Here is a 21,616-nt window from a genome sequence, read left to right as displayed (position 1 = left end):
TATGAAGAGATTCTTCGCTTTGCTCAGAATGACATTATCTATTTAGTTACTGACTGATAATGCACTTGAAGTAATTGTGCGACCACACTAATCGCGATTTCTTTTGGTGTATCTCCTCCGATATCTAATCCTATTGGACAAACCACATTTGTCATCCCTTCAGGAATACCCATTTCTTTAATCAACATCGTATTGAACCGTACTTTTTTTGTTTTGCTTCCTATTAATCCTAGAAATTTAGTTTCATTTTGCAAAGCCATAGTTATCAAATCAAAATCGATGGCATGATTATGTGTTAGCACGAGAACATAACAATTAGGTCCCCATTTCACAGCATCTTTAAACGATTTAAAATCGGTTTCGATCGCTTGATGTGTCGTTACACTTTTATCTAATTCTAAATTAGAAAACCAATCTTCGCGCGAATCTATAAGGTTCACTTTAAAAGGTGTATCGACTAAAAGTTTGCAGATTTCAACACCAATATGTCCTGCTCCAAATAAAAATAATTCTGGTGATTGATTCATGGGTTCTATGATAAATTCTACTTTTCCTCCGCAACATTGTTCAAATTCTGGACCTAAAGTATATGTGGATTCAATAATTATGTTCTCTTTTAAAGCAACGATAGCTTCGTCTATGGCTTTAAATTCAAGTTTTCCTCCTCCTATGGTTCCGTGAATATCTTTATTCTCCGTCACTAACATGCGCGAACCCACCACACAAGGAGTTGACCCTAAGCACTTCGTTACCGTTATAAAGGCAACAGGTATTTGCTTTTGTTTAAATTCAGAAAGTAATTCAATCCAGTTTTGCATTTCTAATAAAAAAAGAGAATTTAAAAGTAAGGTTTTTTGATTGAAATGATCTTCTATTTTTAAAACTAGCGTCAAACCATATAATAGAAATCAATCTTTTAAAATTTTCTGTAATCTTTAAGATTTAACTTCGACTTAATCATTATATTGATTTTTCTAAATCAAAAAATAATTTTATGTCAAAACCATATTACGATGCTGCGGATTTACGCAAATTTGGAAAAATCACAGAATGGAGTGAAGAATTAGGCACTAAATTCTTTGACTATTACGGAAAAGTATTTGAAGAAGGCGCTTTAACGGCGCGTGAAAAATCACTCATAGCCTTAGCTGTCGCACATACAGAACAATGCCCATATTGTATAGATGCCTATACAAAAGACACGTTACAACGTGGTATTACCAAAGAGCAAATGATGGAAGCCATACACGTTGGAGCAGCGATAAAAAGCGGCGCAACTTTAGTGCATGGCGTACAAATGATGAATAAAGTAAACAAATTAGACGGTTAGGATAAAAACCTCAACCGCATTAATTTCGTAAGAACTACAAACAAGAGAAACGATTAATGGCAACAAAGTCCCTAAAAAAGCTCGGAAACGATTTAGCACAAAGCAATAAACAAATAGAAATACTCTCTAATGGTATCTTTAAAACTGGTGAATTACCAACCTTTAAAGATAAGATTTCAGAAACGAGTCAATTTCCAATTAAAGCTAAAAAACTAGAAATTCTACAGATTAATGTTGGCTACATGTGTAACCAAGTTTGCGACCATTGCCACGTAGATGCTGGTCCGGACCGTAAAGAAATTATGACGAGAGACACCATGAGACAATGTCTTGAGGTGATTAAAAATTCTGGAGCACACACACTAGATTTAACTGGTGGAGCACCAGAAATGAATCCTGATTTTAGATGGTTTGTAGAAGAAGCAGCCAAAGTTGGTATTACGGATTTTATAGTACGTTCTAATTTAACCATTATTAGAGCCAATAAAAAATATTACGATTTACCAGAATTCTTTAAAAAGCACAATGTACACGTGGTAAGTTCTATGCCACACTGGACGCGAGGAAAAACGGATAAACAACGTGGAGATGGTGTTTTTGATAAATCTATAAAAGCCTTACAAGAATTAAATGCTGTGGGTTACGGAATGCCAGGTAGCGACCTAAAATTAGATTTGGTTTACAATCCGTCTGGAGCCTTTTTACCAGGTGATCAAGTTGCGATGGAAAAGGATTTCAAAAAGGCATTGATGGACGATTTCGGAATTGAATTTCATAATCTATTTGCCATTACAAATTTACCTATCGCACGATTCTTAGATTACTTAATCGCTTCAGAAAACTACGAAGATTATATGTATTCTTTAGTAGAAGCTTATAATCCGGCTGCTGTAGAAAATGTGATGTGTACCAATACCTTATCGATTAGTTGGGATGGTTATTTATTTGATTGTGATTTTAATCAGATGTTAGAATTACCCGTTAATAGTAAGTCGAGACACATATCTGAATTTAACGAAGAATTATTAGAAGGACGAAACATTGTGATTTCGCAGCATTGTTACGGCTGTACTGCTGGTGCAGGAAGTAGCTGTCAAGGTGTTGTAGCATAAACAAATTAAAATTTCTGCCTTCGCAGGAATACATAATGAAGACTAAAACCGCCATATTAATCTTTGCAAATTCTGCAGAAAAAGAATTGACTTCAAAATCAATTTCTTCTTCTGACTTCTTTAATTTGCTTGATTCTGATACTGTAAAAACGGTTAAGAAAACGAATTTACCTTATTTTCATTTTTCTGAAAAAGAACAAATAGGTAGTTCATTTGGCGAGCGCTTTACTAATGCCATTGAAGCTGTTTTTAATAAAGGCTTTGAACATGTTATTTCTCTCGGAAACGACATACCTCATCTTAGAGCCAATCATATTCTAAAGGCAACTCAGAACTTAGCAACTTCAGACTATGTTTTAGGCCCTTCTACCGATGGTGGTTTTTATTTAATGGGTTTCAAAAAAGCACATTTTAATAAAATTAGTTTTCAGAATTTACCTTGGCAAACCTCTAAATTAAGACAGAGTTTAAATACCGAATTACAACATCAAAACGAAAGTGTTTCCTATTTAGAAAGACTCACAGATATTGATGATGTTTCCGATATCGACTCCGTTTTAGAAAGTTTCAAAACTTTAGATTTTAAGATAAAACGATTACTACTATTACTTCGAAAAACAACAAAGACCATCGTAACGTCTACTTCTGTTTTTCAATATGCTGCAGTATTTAAATCACCATACAACAAAGGCTCACCTATTTTACTTCATATATAAAAGAGGGATTTTAATTCGATTAAAGTCCAAGAATTTTACGCCTAAATATTCTCACATCTTAAAAAATCGCCACGTTTTGTGGTCGTAATATGAAGTACATTTACTCATGTTTGCTGCTATGCTTATGTCTATTTGGCAATGCGCAAATTACAATTACCGGAACCGTCACCGATGCTGTTTCTAAATCACCTTTGCCGTTTGTAAACATTACATCTAGCAATGGCAATGGAACAACAACAGATGAGCAAGGCACATATAGCATTGTCGTTAATTCAAGTGCCGAACAACTTACTTTTTCCTTTTTAGGTTTTAAAACGCAAACCATTAGTGTTGATAATAAAACGATAATCAATATTGCATTAGAAGAAGATTCTGCAGCTTTAGACGAGGTAGTTATTACCGCTTTAGGACTAGAACGCGACACTAAAGAATTGGGTTATGCTGTTCAAGCCATTTCCTCTAAAAAATTAACGGAAGTAAAAACGGTGAACTTTCTAGACAATTTACAAGGTAAATTGGCTGGTGTTACGGTAACGCAAGGTGCTACAGGTGTTGGTTCGTCTTCTAAAATCACCATTAGAGGTGAAGCGTCTTTTTCTAACAACAATCCTTTATTTGTGGTTGATGGCGTACCCATAAATAACGAAACGGTTTTTAATTTTACAAACGAAGCTGCAGCCGGATTTCAAGAAATTGATTTTGGTAATGGTGCCATGGAAGTCAATCCTGATGATATTGGCTCTGTTACCGTTTTAAAAGGACCAAGTGCCGCGGCATTATATGGCACAAGAGCATCCAATGGTGTTATTGTTATTGAAACCAAAAACGGAAAAAACAAAAGAGGTTTAGGTATTAGTTTTAATTCCTCTCTTTTTGTAGACACTGCTTTTAGACTACCTGATTTTCAAAATTCTTATGGTCAAGGTAATTCTGGTCAGTTTGAATATATTGATGGCCTTGGCGGCGGAATTAACGACAATATCACCTATTCTTGGGGACCACAATTAGACACGGGTTTGTTAATTCCGCAATTCGATAGTCCTGTACAATTATCAAATGGCACTTTTGTTAGAGGTGGAGATACTGCACTTTATGATGGTTTAGATATCACAGCAACACCTTTTGTTTCTAATCCAGATAACTTGAAGGATTTTTATGAAACTGGTGTTACAACCATTAATAATATTTCAGTTTCTAATGGATTTGATTCAGGTAATTACCGATTGTCGTTCACCGACTTGAGAAGTGAATCGATTATTCCTGGCGTGAATTTAGACCGCCAAACCATTGCTGCTAAATTAAACTTTAAGCCAAGTGATAATACCGAAATCAATTCATCTTTTAGCTACATAAATTCTAGTAGCGACAATAGACCATCCAATGGTTACGGAAGTGAAAACGCAAATTACTCGTTAGTAGCTTGGGGACCACGTTCATTAAATATTGAAAATCTTAAAAATTATTGGCAACCTGGTTTAGAAGGCACGCAACAATATTCTTTTAACTACACGTTTTTTGACAATCCGTATTTCATCTTAAATGAGAACACCAATTCCTTTAATCGCGATCGTATTTTTGGAAATCTATCCATTACACAAGAACTGACTAAAAACTTAAGCATATCCTTAAGAACAGGAATGGATTACAGCACTGAAAAGCGTGAATTACGCAGAGCATATAGTAGTAACCGTTTTAGTAATGGTGCTTATGCTGAGCATGATGTTATGTTTAGAGAGATTAATACTGATGTTCTCATCAACTACAAAAATCAGTTTGAAGATTTTTCTCTTGATGTCTTTTTAGGTGGAAACAGACTGAACCAAACCGCATCAACTAAACAATCGCAAACGGTTAATTTAGCACAACCCGGAATTTACAACTTAAATAATGCAGCATCACCAATTGAAGTGTTTCAGTTTGAAAGTGAAAAGCGTATTAATTCATTTTATGGTATTGCAAAACTGGGTTATAAAGATTATCTATTCTTAGATATTACAGGAAGAAACGATTGGTCTAGTGCTTTAGCGACACCTTTTTCTGTGGACGGAACCTCGTTCTTCTACCCTTCCGTGTCATCGAGTTTTATTTTATCTAACATTACAGAATTACCAGACGTATTTTCGTTTGTAAAACTTAGAGCAAGTGTGGCACAAGTTGGAAATGATACTAGTGCCTATCAAACTTCTGGTGCTTTTGTATCGCAAACCTCTTATAATAGTCAACCCACATTTAGCGATCAAAATTTTATCCCGAATGCCAATTTAAAACCAGAACGCACCACCTCTTATGAATTTGGTACAGACCTGCGTTTTTTTGAAAACAAATTGCGATTAGACGTTACCTATTACAACGCCAATACCGAAGACCAAATTATCTCATTACCTGTGGCTATTTCTTCGGGCTACAATCAGCAAGTAGTTAATGGCGGAAAAGTAAATACGCAAGGAGTGGAAATTATTTTAGGGATCACACCTATTCAAACCGATAATTTTAATTGGAATAGCACTTTTAACTTCTCAACCAATCGTTCTGTAATTAAAGATTTACCGCAAGCGGATGGCAGATTAACATTGGCCTACAGCAGAATTTATGATAGTGCGAATCAAACCGTTTGGTTTCAGGTGGAAGAAGGTGGACGTGTTGGTGATTTCTATGGAACAGGTTATAAAAAAAACGACAATGGCGAATTTTTAATTGATGATGAAGGTCGATTTATCGCAGATAATGATTTAAAAAAATTAGGGAATTACAATCCTGATTTCACATTGGGATGGAGTAACAATTTCAATTATAAAAATTGGAATATGAGTTTTTTATTCGATTGGAGACAAGGAGGCGAAGTCGTTTCTAGAACACGTGCTTTAGGAAATGTTGGTGGTCAATTAGCCGAAACCAGTTACAGACCAGATGCCGGAATTGTAGCGCAAGGTGTTAATGTAAATACAGGACAAGCAAATACCGTAGCGGTTTCGGCAGAAAGTTATTACAGACAGTTTTACGATAGAAATCACGAAGAGAATAACGTTTACGACGCTTCCTTTTTAAAACTACGTCAATTCGCTATTGGCTATACCTTCAATATAAATGATGGCTTTTTAGGATTAAAAGAAGGTGCTGATTTAAGCCTTTCGTTAGTTGGAAATAATCTATTTGCCATTACTGAGAATCCGCATTTTGACCCAGAGCAATTAGCGGTTCAAGGGAATGGTTTTGTGAGTGGTGTGGAAGATATGAGTTACGCGACCACACGAAGTATTGGTTTTAAAGCCGGATTTAATTTCTAGTTCTCACAACAACGGGAATCTCAAGAATAGTGAACAAAATAATAGGCTTCCCTTTTTTAAGGGAATGAAAATAAAATTTTCAATGAAAAAAATTATATATATCGTTTCGGTTTTAAGCTTGATTTTTACCACAAGCTGTACCAAAGATTTTGAAGACATCAATACGAATCCAAATGCACCAAGTTCTGTTCAGCCTAGTTTATTACTGCGACAAGTGATTTACGATTTTGGCGAAAACATGAGCTATGAAGGTTTTGTTGCAGGTGACTTATTAGCGCAACACAGAACCGCTTTAGATTTTAATTTATTTGATAGACATGCGCTAAAATCACCACAATTAGGTGGCAATCCTTGGCCTATTTTTTATACGAACTTAAGAGATAATGAAATTATAATAAATCAAGCTAGAACCATAGAAACCTTTGCTGTTTATGAAGGTCCTGCTTTGATTCTTAAGGCTTATATGGCGGCTGGGTTGACGGATTTATTTGGAGACGTTCCTTATTTTGAAGCTTTTAATGGCGTTAACGGCACAGTAACACCAGCATATGATTTGCAAGAAGAGATTTACCTCAATGAAAACGGTATTTTAGATAACTTAGATAAAGGCATTGCGGCTATTGAAGCCTATACGGATGCCATTCCGCTAGAAGGCGATATTTTATTTAATGGCAATTTAGAGGCTTGGATAAAATTCGCGAATGCCTTAAAAATTAAACATTTGGTGCGTATTTCTGATAGAATTGATGTTTCTAATGATTTACAATCCCTTTTTGATGAAGGCAACTATATCACTTCCAACAGTGAGAATGCCATTTTTAATTTTACAAATACAGACCCAAACAGTTTTAGGTTAGCACAATTACGTATTGGTGATTTCAACAATTTTGTCTTATCCGAAACAATGGAAACAATTTTAGTTGGTCTAAATGATACGAGACTTTCAAGTTTATTTCGTCCGTTCTCAAATTCAAGTACTAATGAATTTAATGGTTTATTAAACGGCATTGATGCCTCATCAACCTCAATTGCCTTAGCTAATTATTCATTAGCAAGTACTGCTTTTCGAGAAGACACCTCAACCTTAGACGCTAATTTTATTACCGCTTGGGAAGTGCAATTTGCCTTAGCTGAAGCGGCTGCCAAAGGTTTTATCAACGCAGATGCACAAACCCTTTATAATTCCGGAATCACTTTAGCTTTCGAATATTGGAACACAGCATTACCTGTAGATTACCTCACTGGTCCTGCGGCTTATGATGCTTTTGGGTCAAATCCAATAGAACAAATCTTAACGCAAAAATGGATAGCTAATGTTATTAATGGTTATGAAGGTTGGATAGAATACCGAAGAACAGGTTTGCCCGAACTGCAAACCATTTCTGCAAGTTTAAACAATGATTTAATTCCGATTAGAATGCCTTATCCTGCTGAAGAAGCCGCTTTAAATTTTGAAAATTACAGTGTTGCTGCAAATGCAACAGACAACAATAGTATAAACGTGCCAGTTTGGTGGAATGAATAAACATAGATGGATATAATTAACTGGCAATGGACATTGATAATCGTATCGAGTTTACTTCTCTTTCTATTATCACCATTAGCAAAAACTACAGACGAATTTTTTAAGGCGGTTCATAAAAAGAAAGCACCTAACAGCTTAGTGCTTACCGGAAGCCTTATCATTTCTTGGATTTTTGCCAAGAGCATTACCAATGCCGCAAATCTAGGTTTAGACTTTGGCATTGTTGGTGGTGTTGCGTATGCTGGTTATTATGTATCGTTTGCTGTCGCTGGTTTACTAATTTACAAAATGCGCGTTGTTGGTGGATTTAAAAGTATTCATCAGTTTCTTACCACCAAATTCGGAAAAGGAGCCATGGCTTTATTTTCGATTCTAATTGCCATCAGGTTATTCAATGAAGTTTGGAGTAACACGATGGTTATTGGTAGTTATTTTGGCGAAACAGGCAGTTCCAATTATTATTGGGCCATTATCGTTTTCACCATTTTGACTCTAGCGTATGCGATAAAAGGAGGCTTAAGCAGTTCTATTTTTACTGATGTCATTCAAATGGTATTATTCAGTATTCTACTTATAGTAATTTTATGGAATATCTTCTCTATTGAAACCTTTAGCGTTACTGATGTCGTAACCTCTGGTACGTGGAGTTTTGAATTGGGTTTAAATTTATTTTTCGCAGCTATTATCCAATCCTTTAGTTATCCGTTTCACGATCCCGTTTTAACGGATAGAGCCTTTATTAGTTCACCAAAAGTCACCCGAAAAAGCTTTTTATGGGCAAGTTTATTAGGTGCTATTTGTATTATACTATTTAGTGTTATTGGCGTCTATGCACAAACCCAAGGCTTTAAAGGTCAAGCCGCCGTAGAAGTTGGTAAAGCCTTTGGCGTGGTTATTTTATTAGTCATTAATTTTATAATGATTACCTCAGCCGCTTCCACACTAGACTCTACGTTTTCATCATTTTCAAAATTATTGGCGATTGATATAGGTATGGTTAACGATTTAACCTTTGGTAGAGCATCTATGGCAGCTATTGCTATTTTAGGTACACTGCCTGTTTTTCTTGAAGCCGAAATATTATCCGCAACCACCATATCAGGAACCATGGTTATTGGCTTAACACCTATCTTTCTTTTTTGGAACATTAAAGTACCCCAAATGAGTTTCTACCTGAGCGTTATTACCGGATTAGTATTTGGATTTACCTTGGTTTTTAATGTGTTTCCGGAAGCCTTAATTTTTACAGAAGGCAAGTATGCCGATTTACTTTGGGTTAATATTTGGGGGATTTTAAGTTGTAATATTTTATATTTCATACCGAAATGGTTGAGATCAAATAAATAAGATGTCCACTTGCGTGGAAAATGTTATGGATAAAAACATAGTTGACATAGAAAAACTTTCAGGTAAAGTATTACTCTTTGGTGGTGTTTACAGTAACCTTCAAGCACTTGAAGCACTAATTGCTGTGGCAGAATCTGAAGGCATTCCACCAGAAAATTGTATTTGCACTGGCGATATTATTGGTTATTGCGCACAACCCGAAGAAACTATTCAAACTTTTAAAAACTGGAATGCCAGAAGCATCGTTGGTAATGTAGAAATTCAACTACGTGATGATGAAGACGATTGTGGCTGCGATTTTAGAGAAGGTTCGCGATGCGATGGTTTTTCACAACAATGGTATCCGTATGCGAAGAGCAAACTTTCAAAAGATTCACTTGACTATCTTGAAACGCTTCCGGATCATATACAATTCACAATGGGAAATCAAAAAGTGACTGTTGTACATGGTTCGTATTTTAATGTTTCAGAATTTATTTTTAAATCGACACCTTGGACTACTAAGCACTCTAATTGTGAAGCTACTGAAAGTGACATCATTATTGCTGGTCATTGTGGTTTACCTTTCGAAGATAAAAACAGCGATAAACTTTGGATAAATCCTGGTGTCATTGGTATGCCTGCTAATGATGGAAAACCCAATGTTTGGTTTGCTATTTTAGAGGGTTCGGAAAAACCCTTGCAGGTAAATTTTCGTAAGTTAGATTATAACCATACGCTCACTAACAAATTAATGCTAAACGGATTGCTTCCAGAATCTTATGCAAAAACGATCGTTACAGGGATTTGGGACAACATGGAAATTTTACCTGAGGCCGAAAAACAGCAGCAAGGAAAACCACTAGAACTGTAAGGTTAACCAAATTATTTATACTAATTAGAAATGCGAAACCTCTTTATCATATTTTTTTTACTCTTAAGTTTCTTTGGAAATAGCCAAGAAACCCTTCAAGAGTTATTAAAAACTCATAATACAGAGCGTGTTCCTTATATTTCTGTTCAAGAATTAGCCATGCCAAAAACGGACGCTATCTTACTGGATGCCAGAGAACTTAAAGAATATAACGTAAGTCACATCCCTAACTCAACTTATGTTGGTTATGATAATTTCGATTTAGATACTGTTGTAAAATCAATTCCAGATACTTCAAAAACTATAGTAATCTATTGTTCTGTTGGTATACGGTCTGAAGATATTGCAGAACAACTCAAAAAGAAAGGTTACACCAATGTTTACAATTTATTTGGTGGTATTTTTGAATGGAAGAACAACAATTTTCCTCTAATAAATCCAGAAGGAAATGAAACAGATTATATACACGCTTACTCTAAGGATTGGAGTAAATGGTTATTAAAAGGCACTAAAATCTATGAATAAATCACTTGTTATTGTGTTTGTCAAAAACATAAAATTAGGAACTGTAAAAACAAGACTCGCTAAAACTATTGGCGATTTTGGTGCGTTTGAAGTGTACACCGAATTGGTTAAAATCACAGAAAAAGCAACTCAGAAATTAGACATAGATAAACGCATTTATTTTTCTAATGCAATTGTAGATGATCAATGGAAAGGTGAATTTAAAGCGGTGCAACATGGAGCTGATTTAGGAGAACGCATGCTTAACGCTTTTAAAGATGGATTTGATGCTGGCTATGACAACATCGTTTTAGTTGGTTCTGATTTACCAGATATAGATGTCGCTCACATAAAAAACGGTTTAGAGGCCTTAAACACTAATGAAGTGGTTTTTGGACCAGCAGAAGATGGTGGCTATTATTTAGTAGGTATGTCTAAATTGAATACCAAAATTTTCACCAATAAACCATGGAGTCAACCCAATTTATTAGAATTAACGTTACAAGAGTTACAGAGTAATCAAATTTCAGTTGGTACCTTAGACACTTTAAACGATATTGACACCTATGAAGACTTAATTGCTTCAGACTTTTATAAATCGAACAATAAATTACAAGAAAAAATACAGCAACTCAATGATTAACCAAATAACAGAAAGCACAGAATATTTACAAGGCAAAGGCTTTGATCAACCCGAAATCGGCATAATTTTAGGTACAGGTTTAGGACAATTAGTTGATGAAATTGAAATCATAGCCGAAGCAAGTTATAATCACATTCCAAACTTTCCTACAGCAACCGTAGAGTTTCATAAAGGCAAACTTATTTACGGCATTTTAGAAGGTAAAAAGGTGGTTGTTATGCAAGGTCGTTTTCATGTTTATGAAGGTTATTCTTTACAAGATGTAACGTTTCCGGTGAGAATTATGGAGAAATTAGGTATAACAACCTTATTGGTTTCTAATGCTTCTGGTGCCATTAATCTCGATTATAAAAAAGGAGAATTAATGCTTATTGACGATCATATTAATCTTCAAGGAGGTTCTCCTTTAGCTTTTAAAGGCGTTTCAGAATTAGGAGAACGTTTTACAGACATGAGCGCTCCTTATGATGCAGACATCAATTCGAAATTTGAAAGCATTGCTAAAGCACATAATATAACGTTACACAAAGGTGTTTACGCTAGTGTGGTTGGGCCTCAACTCGAAACACGTGCCGAATATCGTATGTTAAAAATTATTGGATCTGATGCTGTTGGTATGAGTACGGTTCCTGAAATTATTGTGGCAAATCACTTGAATTTAAAGGTTGCTGCCGTTTCTGTGTTAACAGATGAATGTGATCCAGAAAATTTAAAACCTGTTGATATTTCTGAAATCATTGCTATGGCCGGAAAAGCAGAACCGAATATGATTACACTTTTTAAAGAGCTGATTAAGACCTTATAAAAAAGACCTGCAAAGATTTAAAAACCTTGTTGATTCTAAAAATACTAGAATAATACCTACAAGGTTTTAAAAACCTTGCAGGATAACAAAAGACATTCCTGCCTACTCAGGAAGCACCTATGGAAAAATACTTAGACCTTATTAAAAATTCCTATTCAGGATACTGGAATTACCTCAAATACGAACTCATTGACCTCAATCATTGGGACAACTTTTTTTATGGTCTTATTCTTATTTCTGTTTTAGTTTGGATTCTTGAAATTGCATTTCCTTGGAGAAAAGAGCAGGCCTTATTCCGAAAAGATTTTTGGCTAGATACGTTTTACATGTTTTTCAATTTCTTTTTATTGAATCTTATTGTTTTTATTGCCTTATCTAATACGGTTTCAGAACTATTTAATGATGTTTTAGGAGTTGTTGGACTGTCTGTTTCAAGCTTTCAACTTTTTGATGTCGATGAACTTCCTAAATGGTTCGGTTTATTTATCTTTTTTATTGTTTCAGACTTTGTACAATGGAATACACATCGGCTTTTACACCGTTTTGAATGGCTTTGGAATTTTCACAAAGTGCACCATTCTGTAAAAGAAATGGGCTTTGCCGCACACTTACGTTACCATTGGATGGAACCTGTAGTTTATAAATCTATACTGTACATTCCTATCGCTATTATTGGCGGTTTTGATGCACAAGATGTTGCTATTGTTTATTTCTTCAGCATTGCTATTGGTCATCTTAACCATGCTAATTTGGGTTGGGATTATGGTGTTTTAAAATACATTTTTAATAATCCAAAAATGCATATCTGGCATCATGTAAAAGAATTACCCAAAGATGTAAGGTTTGGTGTCAACTTTGGACTGACTTTAAGTCTATGGGATTACATTTTTAAAACTGATTATATACCACACGATGGTAGAGATATTGAACTCGGTTTTGAAGGTGATGAAAATTTTCCTAAAGATTTTTTAAAGCAAGAATTGTATCCTGCGTTTTCAAAAAAACAGGACATCAAGAGTTCAGAATAGTAAATCTAACACCTAAAAACACTATACATGAAATATTTATCAGCCTTAATTGTCACTTTAATATTTACGTTATCGTGTAGTGGATTGCAACAAACAACTCAAGATAAAGCTGTCGGAACAAATGCTTCTGATGTTGTTTTTACAGAACAAAAAAAAGACAATAATTCTACTAAAGTAAGCTTAGGGGAAGATGGTACCATAAGTGATGATGGTATTTCAGTAACTAAAGAGCTTATTTATACGGAAGCTTTTGATCATGCTATTCTTAATGCATTGTTAAAAGAATACGTTTCAGAAGATGGAAACGTAAATTATAAAGGTCTTAAAACTGAATCAAAAACTTTACAGCGTTATATTGATTTATTGAAATTACATCAACCTAATGATGATTGGACTAAGAACGACAAACTCGCTTATTGGATTAACGCATACAACGCATTAACCATCGATCTAATCCTCAGAAATTACCCAACAAAAAGTATTAAAGACATTAAAGACCCTTGGGATCAGCGTCTTTGGAAATTGGGTGATACTTGGCAAAATTTAAATGATATAGAGCATGAAATACTCAGAAAAATGAATGAACCAAGAATTCATTTTGCTATTGTTTGTGCTTCTGTATCGTGTCCTAAACTTCAGAATACAGCATTTACAGCTTCAAACTTAGATGCACATTTAACCAATGCTACAAAAGAATTTTTAGCGGATACGTCTAAAAACGAATTGTCTAAAGACAACATAAAGATTTCAAAAATATTCAGATGGTTTAAAAATGACTTTGAACAAAGTGGAAGTTTAATTGATTTCTTAAATCAATACTCAGACATTACCATTTCAGAGTCTGCTAAAAAAAGCTACACCGATTATAATTGGGATTTAAACGAATAAAACTACGATCATAAATTTATCGTAAGTACTATATGATTAGTATAATTATTCCTGTTTTAAATGAAGTTGATAGTATAGGTCGATTGTTAACGCATTTAATTGAGAATTCGTCGTCTAAGAACATTTCTGAAATCATTGTGGTTGATGGAGGTAGTACGGATGGGACTTTGGACATACTTAGACCTATTCGATTTTTGAAACCTGACAGGTCTGTAGACCACCATAAGACGTCCAATGTTCTCGACACAAAATTCCAAAAAAATAATTCCACTCGAACTGACGTACTAGATAACGCTAAAAGAGATCCTGAATCAAGTTCAGGATTGGAAAATAAATCAAATATTCTTTTGATTAATTCTCCAAAAGGAAGAGCAAAACAAATGAATACCGGAGCAAAACATGCTAAAGGAGACATTTTGTACTTCCTTCATGCTGATTCTTTTCCACCTAAAGATTTTGATCAACTTATTATAAATGAAGTCCAAAAAGGGAACCAAGCAGGTTGTTTTAGAATGCAGTTTGATAGCAACCATTGGTGGCTGCGTTTAGCCAGTTGGCTTACCCAATTTTCTTGGCGTGCTAGTAGAGGTGGCGACCAAAGTCAGTTTATAACTAAAACACTATTTAACGATATTGGTGGTTATAATGAGAACTATATTATCTACGAAGACAATATTTTGATTAATGAATTGTACGCTCGAAATGAATTTACAGTTATCAATAAAAAATTAATAACCTCAGCACGACTCTATCGAAAACACGGTGTTTGGAAATTACAATACCACTTCTGGACGATTTATGTAAAGAAATGGTTTGGTGCTTCTGCAGATGAATTGTTGGCTTATTATAAGAAGTATGTTTGTTAGTTTGCTTTCCTGCAAGGTTTCAAGAACCTTGTAGGTATGAGACTATTTGTTGAAAGTCTTATTCATTTTGCTCAAATCAATAAAACCTACAAGGAGTCCTCGTTCCTCGGAAACACCTTGCAGGTTATTAGAGCTATCTTTTGTTCCGTCCCAATTCATCAGGATACAAATCCATGACTTTATCACTCTGAAAAATTGCTTTGGTATCAATATCTATAGCAGATAATTTTCCTGTAAAGGTTGCTCCTGTATCTACATTCCAAATATTACCACAATTCATCGGTTGGTCTTCACCAAAATTAGTGGTAGGTGTATGACCTATATAAATTTCAGAATAATGCTTTAAACGATTCGGGTAAAGGACTGAATCTTGTTCAATATTTTTGTCCATGGTTAATGCCATTTCCCACAGTGTTCTATCAAAATAGAAGTTTTCTTTATGTAATTCGCTTTCTACTCCTTTCATAGACGTAAAACCAGCATGCACAAATAATCTATTTTTGGTATCGAGATGATATAACGGCATACCTTCAAAAAAATCGAGATGCATTAATTTTTGGTCTTTAGAAAACGTAGCATAACTTTCAATGGTTTCCTTTCCTCCATGCTTAAACCACACATCATTTATAATACCTGAGGCCAACCATTGTTCGCACCAAACATCGTGATTTCCTTTCATAAAAACACAGGTATTGGTTTTAGACAATTCTATTAAATACTGAATCACTTGTGCGGAGTCACTCCAACCATCAACATAATCTCCTAAGAAAATCAAAGCATCCTCAGAGTTCACATTTGCTCTATCTATAATTTGAGTTAAACCTCTTAATCCACCATGAATATCCCCTATCGCTAATGTTCTCATCTTAATTCTTTTTTTCAAAGCTAAAGCTTAATTTCTAATAAAGACATTCTTAAAATGAATTCTTAATTTTTCTTAAAGTTGTTAAACTTAAGATAAATCTTACTTAACAAAAGTCTAAATTTACTTTTCAAACTCTGATAATCATATACTTTGGCAGTAATCAACCAACCAATCCATCATCATGAAAATCAATCAAATCATCGTTGCTATAGCATTATTTGCTATGGTAACCTCTTACGGACAGCAAACATTTACTTCAAAACTCTTAGATCAAAGCACAGACAAACCCATTCCTTTCGCAACCATTCAGTTCAACTCAAAAGCAGGAGTCATCAGTAATGATAATGGAGAATTCAACATCAGTATTACACGTGCCATAAAAGCAACCGACTCGCTAATGATAAGTTGTTTGGGTTATGAGGAAAAACGAATTCCACTTCTTAACTTCAACAATTCACTTATTTACTTAAAGTCAAAATCAGTGGATTTATCGGAAGTATTAGTCACCAATAAAAACTACACGATTGACGAAATTTTAGATAAAATAAAAGAAGGCTTAATCCTTAATTACGATTATAGCTATAACAAACGCAAACTCTTTTATAGAACATCTTACTATAATGAAATGGACAAGTATGATGTTAAATTAGAAAAATCAACAATACCAGAATTCAATCAACAATTAATAGATAGCTTACTTCAAATTATGCCTAAAAACAGTAGTAGCCATACTGAAATATTAGGTGAACTCTATGGTGAAATTAGTCCTGAAACATCTCAAAAAATGGACATCCTAAAAGCCTGTCGTTTATATGATAAATCCAAAGATATTAACATGGATAACTACGAAAAACGGTTTAATGATATCTTTAAAAAATATGTAAAACGCGATTCGTATTTTAAAATTAAATCGGGTTGGTTTAGTGTAAAAGAAGAGATGGATTCTTCATTATTTGGCGACACAAATGAGAAAGAGGAAGCCGCTACTGATGCTTTACTTGCCGAACAAAAGAAAAAAGATTCGATCCGTAAAATCGGCTTTTTACATTGGCGAAAAATGCAGATTCATAATTTTGAAAATAACAATTTTATCGATGATGACAATGACCTCAATTTTATTCATAAATCTAGACGGTACGAATTTGAAATCGCAGATTATGCTTATATCAATGATATGTTCGTATATGTTATTCCGTTTAAGCCTAAACGAAGTGAAGACTTTTCTGGAACCATGTATGTGAACACTGAAGACTTTGCGGTTGTAAGAGTTGATTATAAAAATGTGAAGCCACTTAGTAAATTTTCTCTTCTTGGTATTTCAATGAAAAAATTTTTAAAAGAAGGGACTATTATTTTTCAGAAAAACGATAATGAAAAATATACTCTTAAATACAAAGATGAAACTTTAGGAGAGCAAGTTGGTGTTAAAAGACCCATAAAAATTGTAGAGAAAAACAAAAATGTAAAAGGCAGACGCAAACAAAATGAATTAAAAGGAGACATTCATTTTATCGTTAGAAATATTGAAAAAACAGAACTTATTGTCTTTGAAACCGATGCCATTTCTGAGTCTGATTTTCAAAATTTTAAAGAAAAACCTCAGGTTTCTCCAACTCAATTAAATCAATACGATCCTGAGTTTTGGAAAGGTTATAATATTATTGAACCTAATAAAGCGATAAAAGAATTTAAGGTCCTTGATGATAAATAAGCGACTAATACACAACAACTATTTTTTATAGTAGTGCGCTTTTATAATTTGCTCCACAGGCTTATTTTGTGGAGTAAATTGATTGTCTTCCAAACCACCAACTTTATGGTGATCTATAAACCATTTCCACAAGTAACCCCCAGCAAACCAATCTTCTTGCCATACCGCATCGAACAGAGCTTGTGTGGCATTATTTTGTGCCGTAAGATTCACAGACGTCATAGAGCGATCGTAACGCCAAGGTTCTTTTCCTGAATAATCAACGCTTCTGTAACCAAACTCTGTAAACAGAATCGGCCGATCTAATTTTTGAGAAAAACGCTTTAAACCCGGTTTATGTTTTTCCCAACCTTTTATACAATCTTCAATTGTTGGTGTTTGCATGTCACTCACCGGAAAATAAGCATCAATACCAACATAATCTAATTCCGACCAAAAAGGTGTGGTCCAAAATTCATCCCAATTGGCCGCGTAGGTTAGATTACCCGTGTAGACCTTTCTGATTTCTTTTATTAATTGATGCCAATACGCTGGTCTATTTTTTATAAATTCTTCAAGCTCGGTTCCTATACAAAATACTTCAACATTTAATTCCTCAGCCAATTCAGCATATTCCATAACAAAGTCGGTATACGACGTTTCTAACAATAGCCAATCGGCCTCCGAGGACGCCTTTAAAAATCCTGTGAATTCTCCATGAGAAATCCATAATTGCGGCTTCACCATCACATTAATACCTTCCTTGTGAAGTGCCTCAATATACTGTCCGGCACCAGATCGTGTTTCACCAAACCACTGACGTTCGGTATTATGAATTATTTCAGGATGATTAAGATCCGCAATAAAACCAAAAGGCATAACAGCAGCTGCATTGGCATTAATATTCACTATTGGTTTAACGTGTGACGAATCTACAATGCCTCTAGAAGCAACAAAACTAACTCCATTGATTTTAGAAGGTTGATGCGGAATCGCAGCACAACTTATAAAAAGGATACTTAAAAGGAAATAAAAAACATATCGCATACTGCAAAATTATGTCTAAATTTAAAAAAAATCGACTAATAGATTAAGGTTTTAACAAAAGCTTCGACCTATAGTCCATATCAACAATCTAATTATATGGAACACATCGTTATTATTGGCAACGGCATATCTGGAGTTACGCTTGCGAGACACATCAGAAAGTTATCCGACAAAAAAATAACTATCGTCTCAGCCGAAGCCGATTATTTCTTCTCTCGTACCGCATTAATGTACGTTTACATGGGACATATGAAATTTGAACACACACAACCTTACGAAAACTGGTTCTGGAAAAAAAACAGAATTGAGCTAAAGAAAGGCTATGTAAAACAGGTTGAAACAGAAACTAAAACACTTCATTTTGCTGAAGGTGACACACTTCAATACGATAAATTAATCATTGCAACAGGAAGTAAACCCAATAAATTTGGTTGGCCAGGACAAGATTTAAACGGTGTAATGGGCATGTACCACAAACAAGATTTAGAAACGCTTGAAGCACATGCACCTAATAATGACGTGTGTAAACGTGCCGTGATTGTTGGTGGCGGATTAATAGGTATTGAATTGGCTGAAATGTTGAATAGCCGAAGTATACCAGTAACATTTCTAGTTAGAGAAGACAGCTTTTGGAATGGTGTTTTGCCTCAAGGTGAAAGCGAAATGATTAACAGACATATTAAGAATCATCATATCGATTTACGACTTTCCACAAATCTGAAAGCCATTAACTCGGACGAAAACGGCAATGTAAAATCTGTTATTATTGAAGAAACAGGTGAAGAATTAGAATGTAATGTTGTTGGTTTAACTGCTGGAGTGACACCAAATATAGATTTTATAAAAGATTCCGGTATTGAAATTGGTCGTGGTGTTAAAGTGAATCGATTTTTAGAAACCAACATACCAGATGTATACGCCATTGGTGATTGTGCAGAACAACATGAAGCTATTGGAAACAGAAGACCAATTGAGGCTGTTTGGTACACTGGTCGTATGATGGGTGAAGTTTTAGCGCAAACCATCTGTGGTAATAAAATGGAGTATAAACCAGGTCATTGGTTTAATTCGGCTAAATTTTTAGATATCGAATATCAAACCTATGGTTGGGTGTTTGGAAAAAATGGACGTCCGGATTATGAACAACATTTTCATTGGAAACATGAAGACGATACGAAATGTATAACAGTCGCTTACGATAAAAACACCAATCAATTTTTAGGTATTAACACATTCGGTATAAGAATGCGCCATGAAGTTTTTGACAAATGGCTTACCGAAAAACGCGACATGGATTACGTAATGAATCACCTCTCTGAAGCCAATTTTGAGCCTGAATTTTATTCAAGATTTGAAAATGAAATTTTACAAGCATACACTAACCAATTACAAACTGCATAAAAATGAGCAATAAATTAAATCATAGTATGTCTTTGGCAAAACCAGATGCTTTAGATATTTCAAACAAACAAAAAGTAGCACTTTCTGCAGGAGTCATTGGGTTATTTATTTTAGCCTTAGCGCTTTTTAATACTAATTTCCCAAACAAAGCCCTGTTTTTAACGCTTTCATTAGGCTTAATAATTGGTGGTATCGTTGTCTATTCTAGAGAGGCCTATTTATCTAAATTAGAAGGTATAAAAAATGATGGTGTTTGGTTTAAATCTATTTCCTCGCGTGGAGTTTGGGGTTGGATTGTTGGTGTTATCTTAACCACATTCTATATCGTTCTTTACTTCTTTCCTAAATATTTAGGTTTAGGTGTTGATGGTGCTGAAAACACAGGTTTAATTAGTTTATTCGACCCATTAAGTCACTTATTAAGTGGCAGAAACGCGAGCCAATGGTTTGTGTACGGAACGCTTTATACCGTTGCTATTTTAGCCTTTGGATATAAATTTATATTAAAATATAGACATAATCGTTACCAACAATTGCGTACCGTTTCAGTCATGTTTTTTCAGTTAGGTTTTGCCTTCTTGATTCCTGAATTTATGTACGTTATGAACAACGATTTACCATATTACGATCTTAAAAGTATATGGCCCCTTAATTATTACATCTTTGACGAATGGTCTGTAAACGGCTTTTTATCTAATGGAAATATTGGTATCGCCTTACTCATATTTGGTATCCTATCTATATTTGTGTTTACACCTATTTTAACCTATAAATACGGCAAACGTTGGTATTGTTCTTGGGTTTGTGGTTGTGGTGGATTAGCAGAAACTGCTGGTGATTCGTTTAGACAATTATCGTCTAAAAAGATGTCAGCCTGGAAACTAGAACGTTGGTTAATCCATACCGTTTTAGTGTTTTCTATTGTAATGACAGCTGCGATGGTTTATTCTTACTTAGGTTACGATAAAAATGATTTTTGGCTAACTAGAGGTGTTTTTATAAGCTTAGTCATTGGCTTTTTGACCATAGTTTTTGCGGCAGTAATGTTATTTAAAAGACATGAATTAGGAAAAGATGCAAAATACGGAGCTATAGGATTTTTCATTGTGATTGCTCTTTTACTGATTATGCATTATACAGGCACAACCGATCACCTATTCTATATTAAAGCCGGAGCCTTAAGGTCTGCTTATGGTATTTACATTGGTTCTATTTTTTCTGGAGTGATTGGAACTGGATTTTACCCCATTTTAGGAAATCGTTCTTGGTGTCGTTTTGGTTGTCCTATGGCAGCGATTCTTGGATTTCAACAACGTATGTTTTCAAAATTTAGAATTACTACTAATGGTGGCCAATGTATTTCTTGTGGTAACTGTTCTAACAGTTGCGAAATGGGTATCGATGTAAGACACTATGCTCAAAAAGGTGAAAACATTGTGCGTTCTAGCTGTGTCGGTTGTGGTATTTGTTCTGCAGTGTGCCCAAGAGGTGTTTTAAAATTAGAAAATGACACTATGAAAGGACGTATTAATCCAACAGAAATCCTTTTAGGAAACGATGTTGATTTAATGGATTTAGTAAATCAGAAATAGTTCTCAGTTGCAGTCTCAGCAAAAAAATAAGTAAAAATTGATATAGTTTCACCTACTCCATGGATTCTAATTATTGTGAAAACATTCAAAGATTCATGGAGTTTACATAGAGAAACTCAG

At 34.6% G+C, this 21,616-nt stretch carries 19 protein-coding genes; 16 read left to right on the top strand and 3 right to left on the bottom strand.

From position 1 onward, the window contains the following. Window positions 1–38: 38 nt before the first annotated feature. Window positions 39–818 (bottom strand): xanthine dehydrogenase accessory protein XdhC, encoded by a 780-nt coding sequence (xdhC, locus tag HM984_RS02190; protein ID WP_179347943.1) that lies wholly within the window; start codon window positions 816–818, stop codon window positions 39–41. 176 nt (window positions 819–994) lie between these two features. Between xdhC and HM984_RS02185 the strand changes: the two genes are divergently transcribed. From HM984_RS02185 to HM984_RS02125, 13 genes are all read left to right on the top strand, one after another. Then, window positions 995–1,330, top strand: coding sequence for an arsenosugar biosynthesis-associated peroxidase-like protein (locus tag HM984_RS02185; protein WP_020895861.1), 336 nt, complete (start codon window positions 995–997; stop codon window positions 1,328–1,330). Between the two features lie 56 nt (window positions 1,331–1,386). Further along, the gene (gene arsS, locus HM984_RS02180; protein ID WP_179347942.1) at window positions 1,387–2,442 is read left to right on the top strand and encodes an arsenosugar biosynthesis radical SAM (seleno)protein ArsS; all 1,056 of its coding nucleotides are present in this window, start codon (window positions 1,387–1,389) and stop codon (window positions 2,440–2,442) included. 35 nt (window positions 2,443–2,477) lie between these two features. Next, window positions 2,478–3,158 (top strand): DUF2064 domain-containing protein, encoded by a 681-nt coding sequence (locus HM984_RS02175; protein WP_179347941.1) that lies wholly within the window; start codon window positions 2,478–2,480, stop codon window positions 3,156–3,158. An 89-nt stretch (window positions 3,159–3,247) separates the two neighbouring features. Then, entirely contained in the window at window positions 3,248–6,442 is a 3,195-nt protein-coding gene (locus HM984_RS02170; RefSeq protein ID WP_179347940.1) for a SusC/RagA family TonB-linked outer membrane protein, read from the top strand. A gap of 82 nt (window positions 6,443–6,524) precedes the next feature. Continuing rightward, window positions 6,525–7,967 carry a SusD/RagB family nutrient-binding outer membrane lipoprotein gene (locus HM984_RS02165; RefSeq protein ID WP_179347939.1) on the top strand — a complete coding sequence of 481 codons (1,443 nt, stop codon included), beginning with the start codon at window positions 6,525–6,527 and terminating at the stop codon, window positions 7,965–7,967. Between the two features lie 6 nt (window positions 7,968–7,973). After that, the gene (locus HM984_RS02160; protein WP_179347938.1) at window positions 7,974–9,314 is read left to right on the top strand and encodes a sodium:solute symporter family transporter; all 1,341 of its coding nucleotides are present in this window, start codon (window positions 7,974–7,976) and stop codon (window positions 9,312–9,314) included. 25 nt (window positions 9,315–9,339) lie between these two features. Next, window positions 9,340–10,167, top strand: a complete 828-nt coding sequence (locus HM984_RS02155) for a metallophosphoesterase family protein (RefSeq protein WP_179347937.1) — start codon at window positions 9,340–9,342, stop codon at window positions 10,165–10,167. A 30-nt stretch (window positions 10,168–10,197) separates the two neighbouring features. Then, window positions 10,198–10,692: a rhodanese-like domain-containing protein gene (locus tag HM984_RS02150; protein WP_179347936.1), complete on the top strand. Its 495-nt coding sequence runs from the start codon at window positions 10,198–10,200 to the stop codon at window positions 10,690–10,692. Continuing rightward, on the top strand, window positions 10,685–11,314 hold the full coding sequence (locus HM984_RS02145; protein ID WP_179347935.1) for a TIGR04282 family arsenosugar biosynthesis glycosyltransferase: 630 nt from the start codon (window positions 10,685–10,687) through the stop codon (window positions 11,312–11,314). Before HM984_RS02150 ends, HM984_RS02145 begins: the two co-directional genes overlap by 8 nt. Further along, window positions 11,307–12,119, top strand: a complete 813-nt coding sequence (locus HM984_RS02140) for a purine-nucleoside phosphorylase (RefSeq protein WP_179347934.1) — start codon at window positions 11,307–11,309, stop codon at window positions 12,117–12,119. Before HM984_RS02145 ends, HM984_RS02140 begins: the two co-directional genes overlap by 8 nt. Before the next feature lie 119 nt (window positions 12,120–12,238). Further along, entirely contained in the window at window positions 12,239–13,147 is a 909-nt protein-coding gene (locus HM984_RS02135; protein WP_115807945.1) for a sterol desaturase family protein, read from the top strand. A 27-nt stretch (window positions 13,148–13,174) separates the two neighbouring features. Next, window positions 13,175–14,035, top strand: coding sequence for a DUF547 domain-containing protein (locus tag HM984_RS02130; RefSeq protein WP_179347933.1), 861 nt, complete (start codon window positions 13,175–13,177; stop codon window positions 14,033–14,035). A gap of 32 nt (window positions 14,036–14,067) precedes the next feature. Then, the gene (locus HM984_RS02125) at window positions 14,068–14,901 is read left to right on the top strand and encodes a TIGR04283 family arsenosugar biosynthesis glycosyltransferase (RefSeq protein WP_179347932.1); all 834 of its coding nucleotides are present in this window, start codon (window positions 14,068–14,070) and stop codon (window positions 14,899–14,901) included. A 133-nt stretch (window positions 14,902–15,034) separates the two neighbouring features. Here HM984_RS02125 and HM984_RS02120 read toward each other — a convergent pair whose 3' ends face one another. Next, window positions 15,035–15,766 carry a metallophosphoesterase family protein gene (locus HM984_RS02120; protein WP_179347931.1) on the bottom strand — a complete coding sequence of 244 codons (732 nt, stop codon included), beginning with the start codon at window positions 15,764–15,766 and terminating at the stop codon, window positions 15,035–15,037. Window positions 15,767–15,947: 181 nt separating this feature from the next. Here HM984_RS02120 and HM984_RS02115 point away from each other — a divergent pair, with 181 nt between their 5' ends. Then, on the top strand, window positions 15,948–17,477 hold the full coding sequence (locus HM984_RS02115; RefSeq protein ID WP_179347930.1) for a carboxypeptidase-like regulatory domain-containing protein: 1,530 nt from the start codon (window positions 15,948–15,950) through the stop codon (window positions 17,475–17,477). An 18-nt stretch (window positions 17,478–17,495) separates the two neighbouring features. On the opposite strand, the gene HM984_RS02110 is transcribed toward HM984_RS02115, so the two are convergent. After that, window positions 17,496–18,503 carry a glycoside hydrolase family 113 gene (locus HM984_RS02110; RefSeq protein ID WP_179347929.1) on the bottom strand — a complete coding sequence of 336 codons (1,008 nt, stop codon included), beginning with the start codon at window positions 18,501–18,503 and terminating at the stop codon, window positions 17,496–17,498. Window positions 18,504–18,599: 96 nt separating this feature from the next. On the opposite strand from HM984_RS02110, the gene HM984_RS02105 reads away from it, so the two are divergent. Together HM984_RS02105 and HM984_RS02100 are read left to right on the top strand one after the other, a co-directional pair. After that, window positions 18,600–19,904: an NAD(P)/FAD-dependent oxidoreductase gene (locus HM984_RS02105; protein ID WP_179347928.1), complete on the top strand. Its 1,305-nt coding sequence runs from the start codon at window positions 18,600–18,602 to the stop codon at window positions 19,902–19,904. Window positions 19,905–19,906: 2 nt separating this feature from the next. After that, window positions 19,907–21,496 carry a 4Fe-4S binding protein gene (locus HM984_RS02100; protein ID WP_115807952.1) on the top strand — a complete coding sequence of 530 codons (1,590 nt, stop codon included), beginning with the start codon at window positions 19,907–19,909 and terminating at the stop codon, window positions 21,494–21,496. Window positions 21,497–21,616 lie beyond the last annotated feature (120 nt).

Origin of the sequence: Winogradskyella pacifica (genome assembly GCF_013403915.1) — a bacterium.
Lineage (GTDB): Bacteria > Bacteroidota > Bacteroidia > Flavobacteriales > Flavobacteriaceae > Winogradskyella > Winogradskyella pacifica.
The sequence above is the reverse complement of the archived record's forward strand: the minus strand, read 5'-3'. Positions and strand labels throughout refer to the sequence as shown.

Coding starts and splice junctions, on each gene's coding strand:
- xdhC (WP_179347943.1), bottom strand. CDS start 818: ATGCAAAACTGGATTGAATTACTTTCTGAATTTAAACAAAAGCAAATA.
- HM984_RS02185 (WP_020895861.1), top strand. CDS start 995: ATGTCAAAACCATATTACGATGCTGCGGATTTACGCAAATTTGGAAAA.
- arsS (WP_179347942.1), top strand. CDS start 1,387: ATGGCAACAAAGTCCCTAAAAAAGCTCGGAAACGATTTAGCACAAAGC.
- HM984_RS02175 (WP_179347941.1), top strand. CDS start 2,478: ATGAAGACTAAAACCGCCATATTAATCTTTGCAAATTCTGCAGAAAAA.
- HM984_RS02170 (WP_179347940.1), top strand. CDS start 3,248: ATGAAGTACATTTACTCATGTTTGCTGCTATGCTTATGTCTATTTGGC.
- HM984_RS02165 (WP_179347939.1), top strand. CDS start 6,525: ATGAAAAAAATTATATATATCGTTTCGGTTTTAAGCTTGATTTTTACC.
- HM984_RS02160 (WP_179347938.1), top strand. CDS start 7,974: ATGGATATAATTAACTGGCAATGGACATTGATAATCGTATCGAGTTTA.
- HM984_RS02155 (WP_179347937.1), top strand. CDS start 9,340: ATGGATAAAAACATAGTTGACATAGAAAAACTTTCAGGTAAAGTATTA.
- HM984_RS02150 (WP_179347936.1), top strand. CDS start 10,198: ATGCGAAACCTCTTTATCATATTTTTTTTACTCTTAAGTTTCTTTGGA.
- HM984_RS02145 (WP_179347935.1), top strand. CDS start 10,685: ATGAATAAATCACTTGTTATTGTGTTTGTCAAAAACATAAAATTAGGA.
- HM984_RS02140 (WP_179347934.1), top strand. CDS start 11,307: ATGATTAACCAAATAACAGAAAGCACAGAATATTTACAAGGCAAAGGC.
- HM984_RS02135 (WP_115807945.1), top strand. CDS start 12,239: ATGGAAAAATACTTAGACCTTATTAAAAATTCCTATTCAGGATACTGG.
- HM984_RS02130 (WP_179347933.1), top strand. CDS start 13,175: ATGAAATATTTATCAGCCTTAATTGTCACTTTAATATTTACGTTATCG.
- HM984_RS02125 (WP_179347932.1), top strand. CDS start 14,068: ATGATTAGTATAATTATTCCTGTTTTAAATGAAGTTGATAGTATAGGT.
- HM984_RS02120 (WP_179347931.1), bottom strand. CDS start 15,766: ATGAGAACATTAGCGATAGGGGATATTCATGGTGGATTAAGAGGTTTA.
- HM984_RS02115 (WP_179347930.1), top strand. CDS start 15,948: ATGAAAATCAATCAAATCATCGTTGCTATAGCATTATTTGCTATGGTA.
- HM984_RS02110 (WP_179347929.1), bottom strand. CDS start 18,503: ATGCGATATGTTTTTTATTTCCTTTTAAGTATCCTTTTTATAAGTTGT.
- HM984_RS02105 (WP_179347928.1), top strand. CDS start 18,600: ATGGAACACATCGTTATTATTGGCAACGGCATATCTGGAGTTACGCTT.
- HM984_RS02100 (WP_115807952.1), top strand. CDS start 19,907: ATGAGCAATAAATTAAATCATAGTATGTCTTTGGCAAAACCAGATGCT.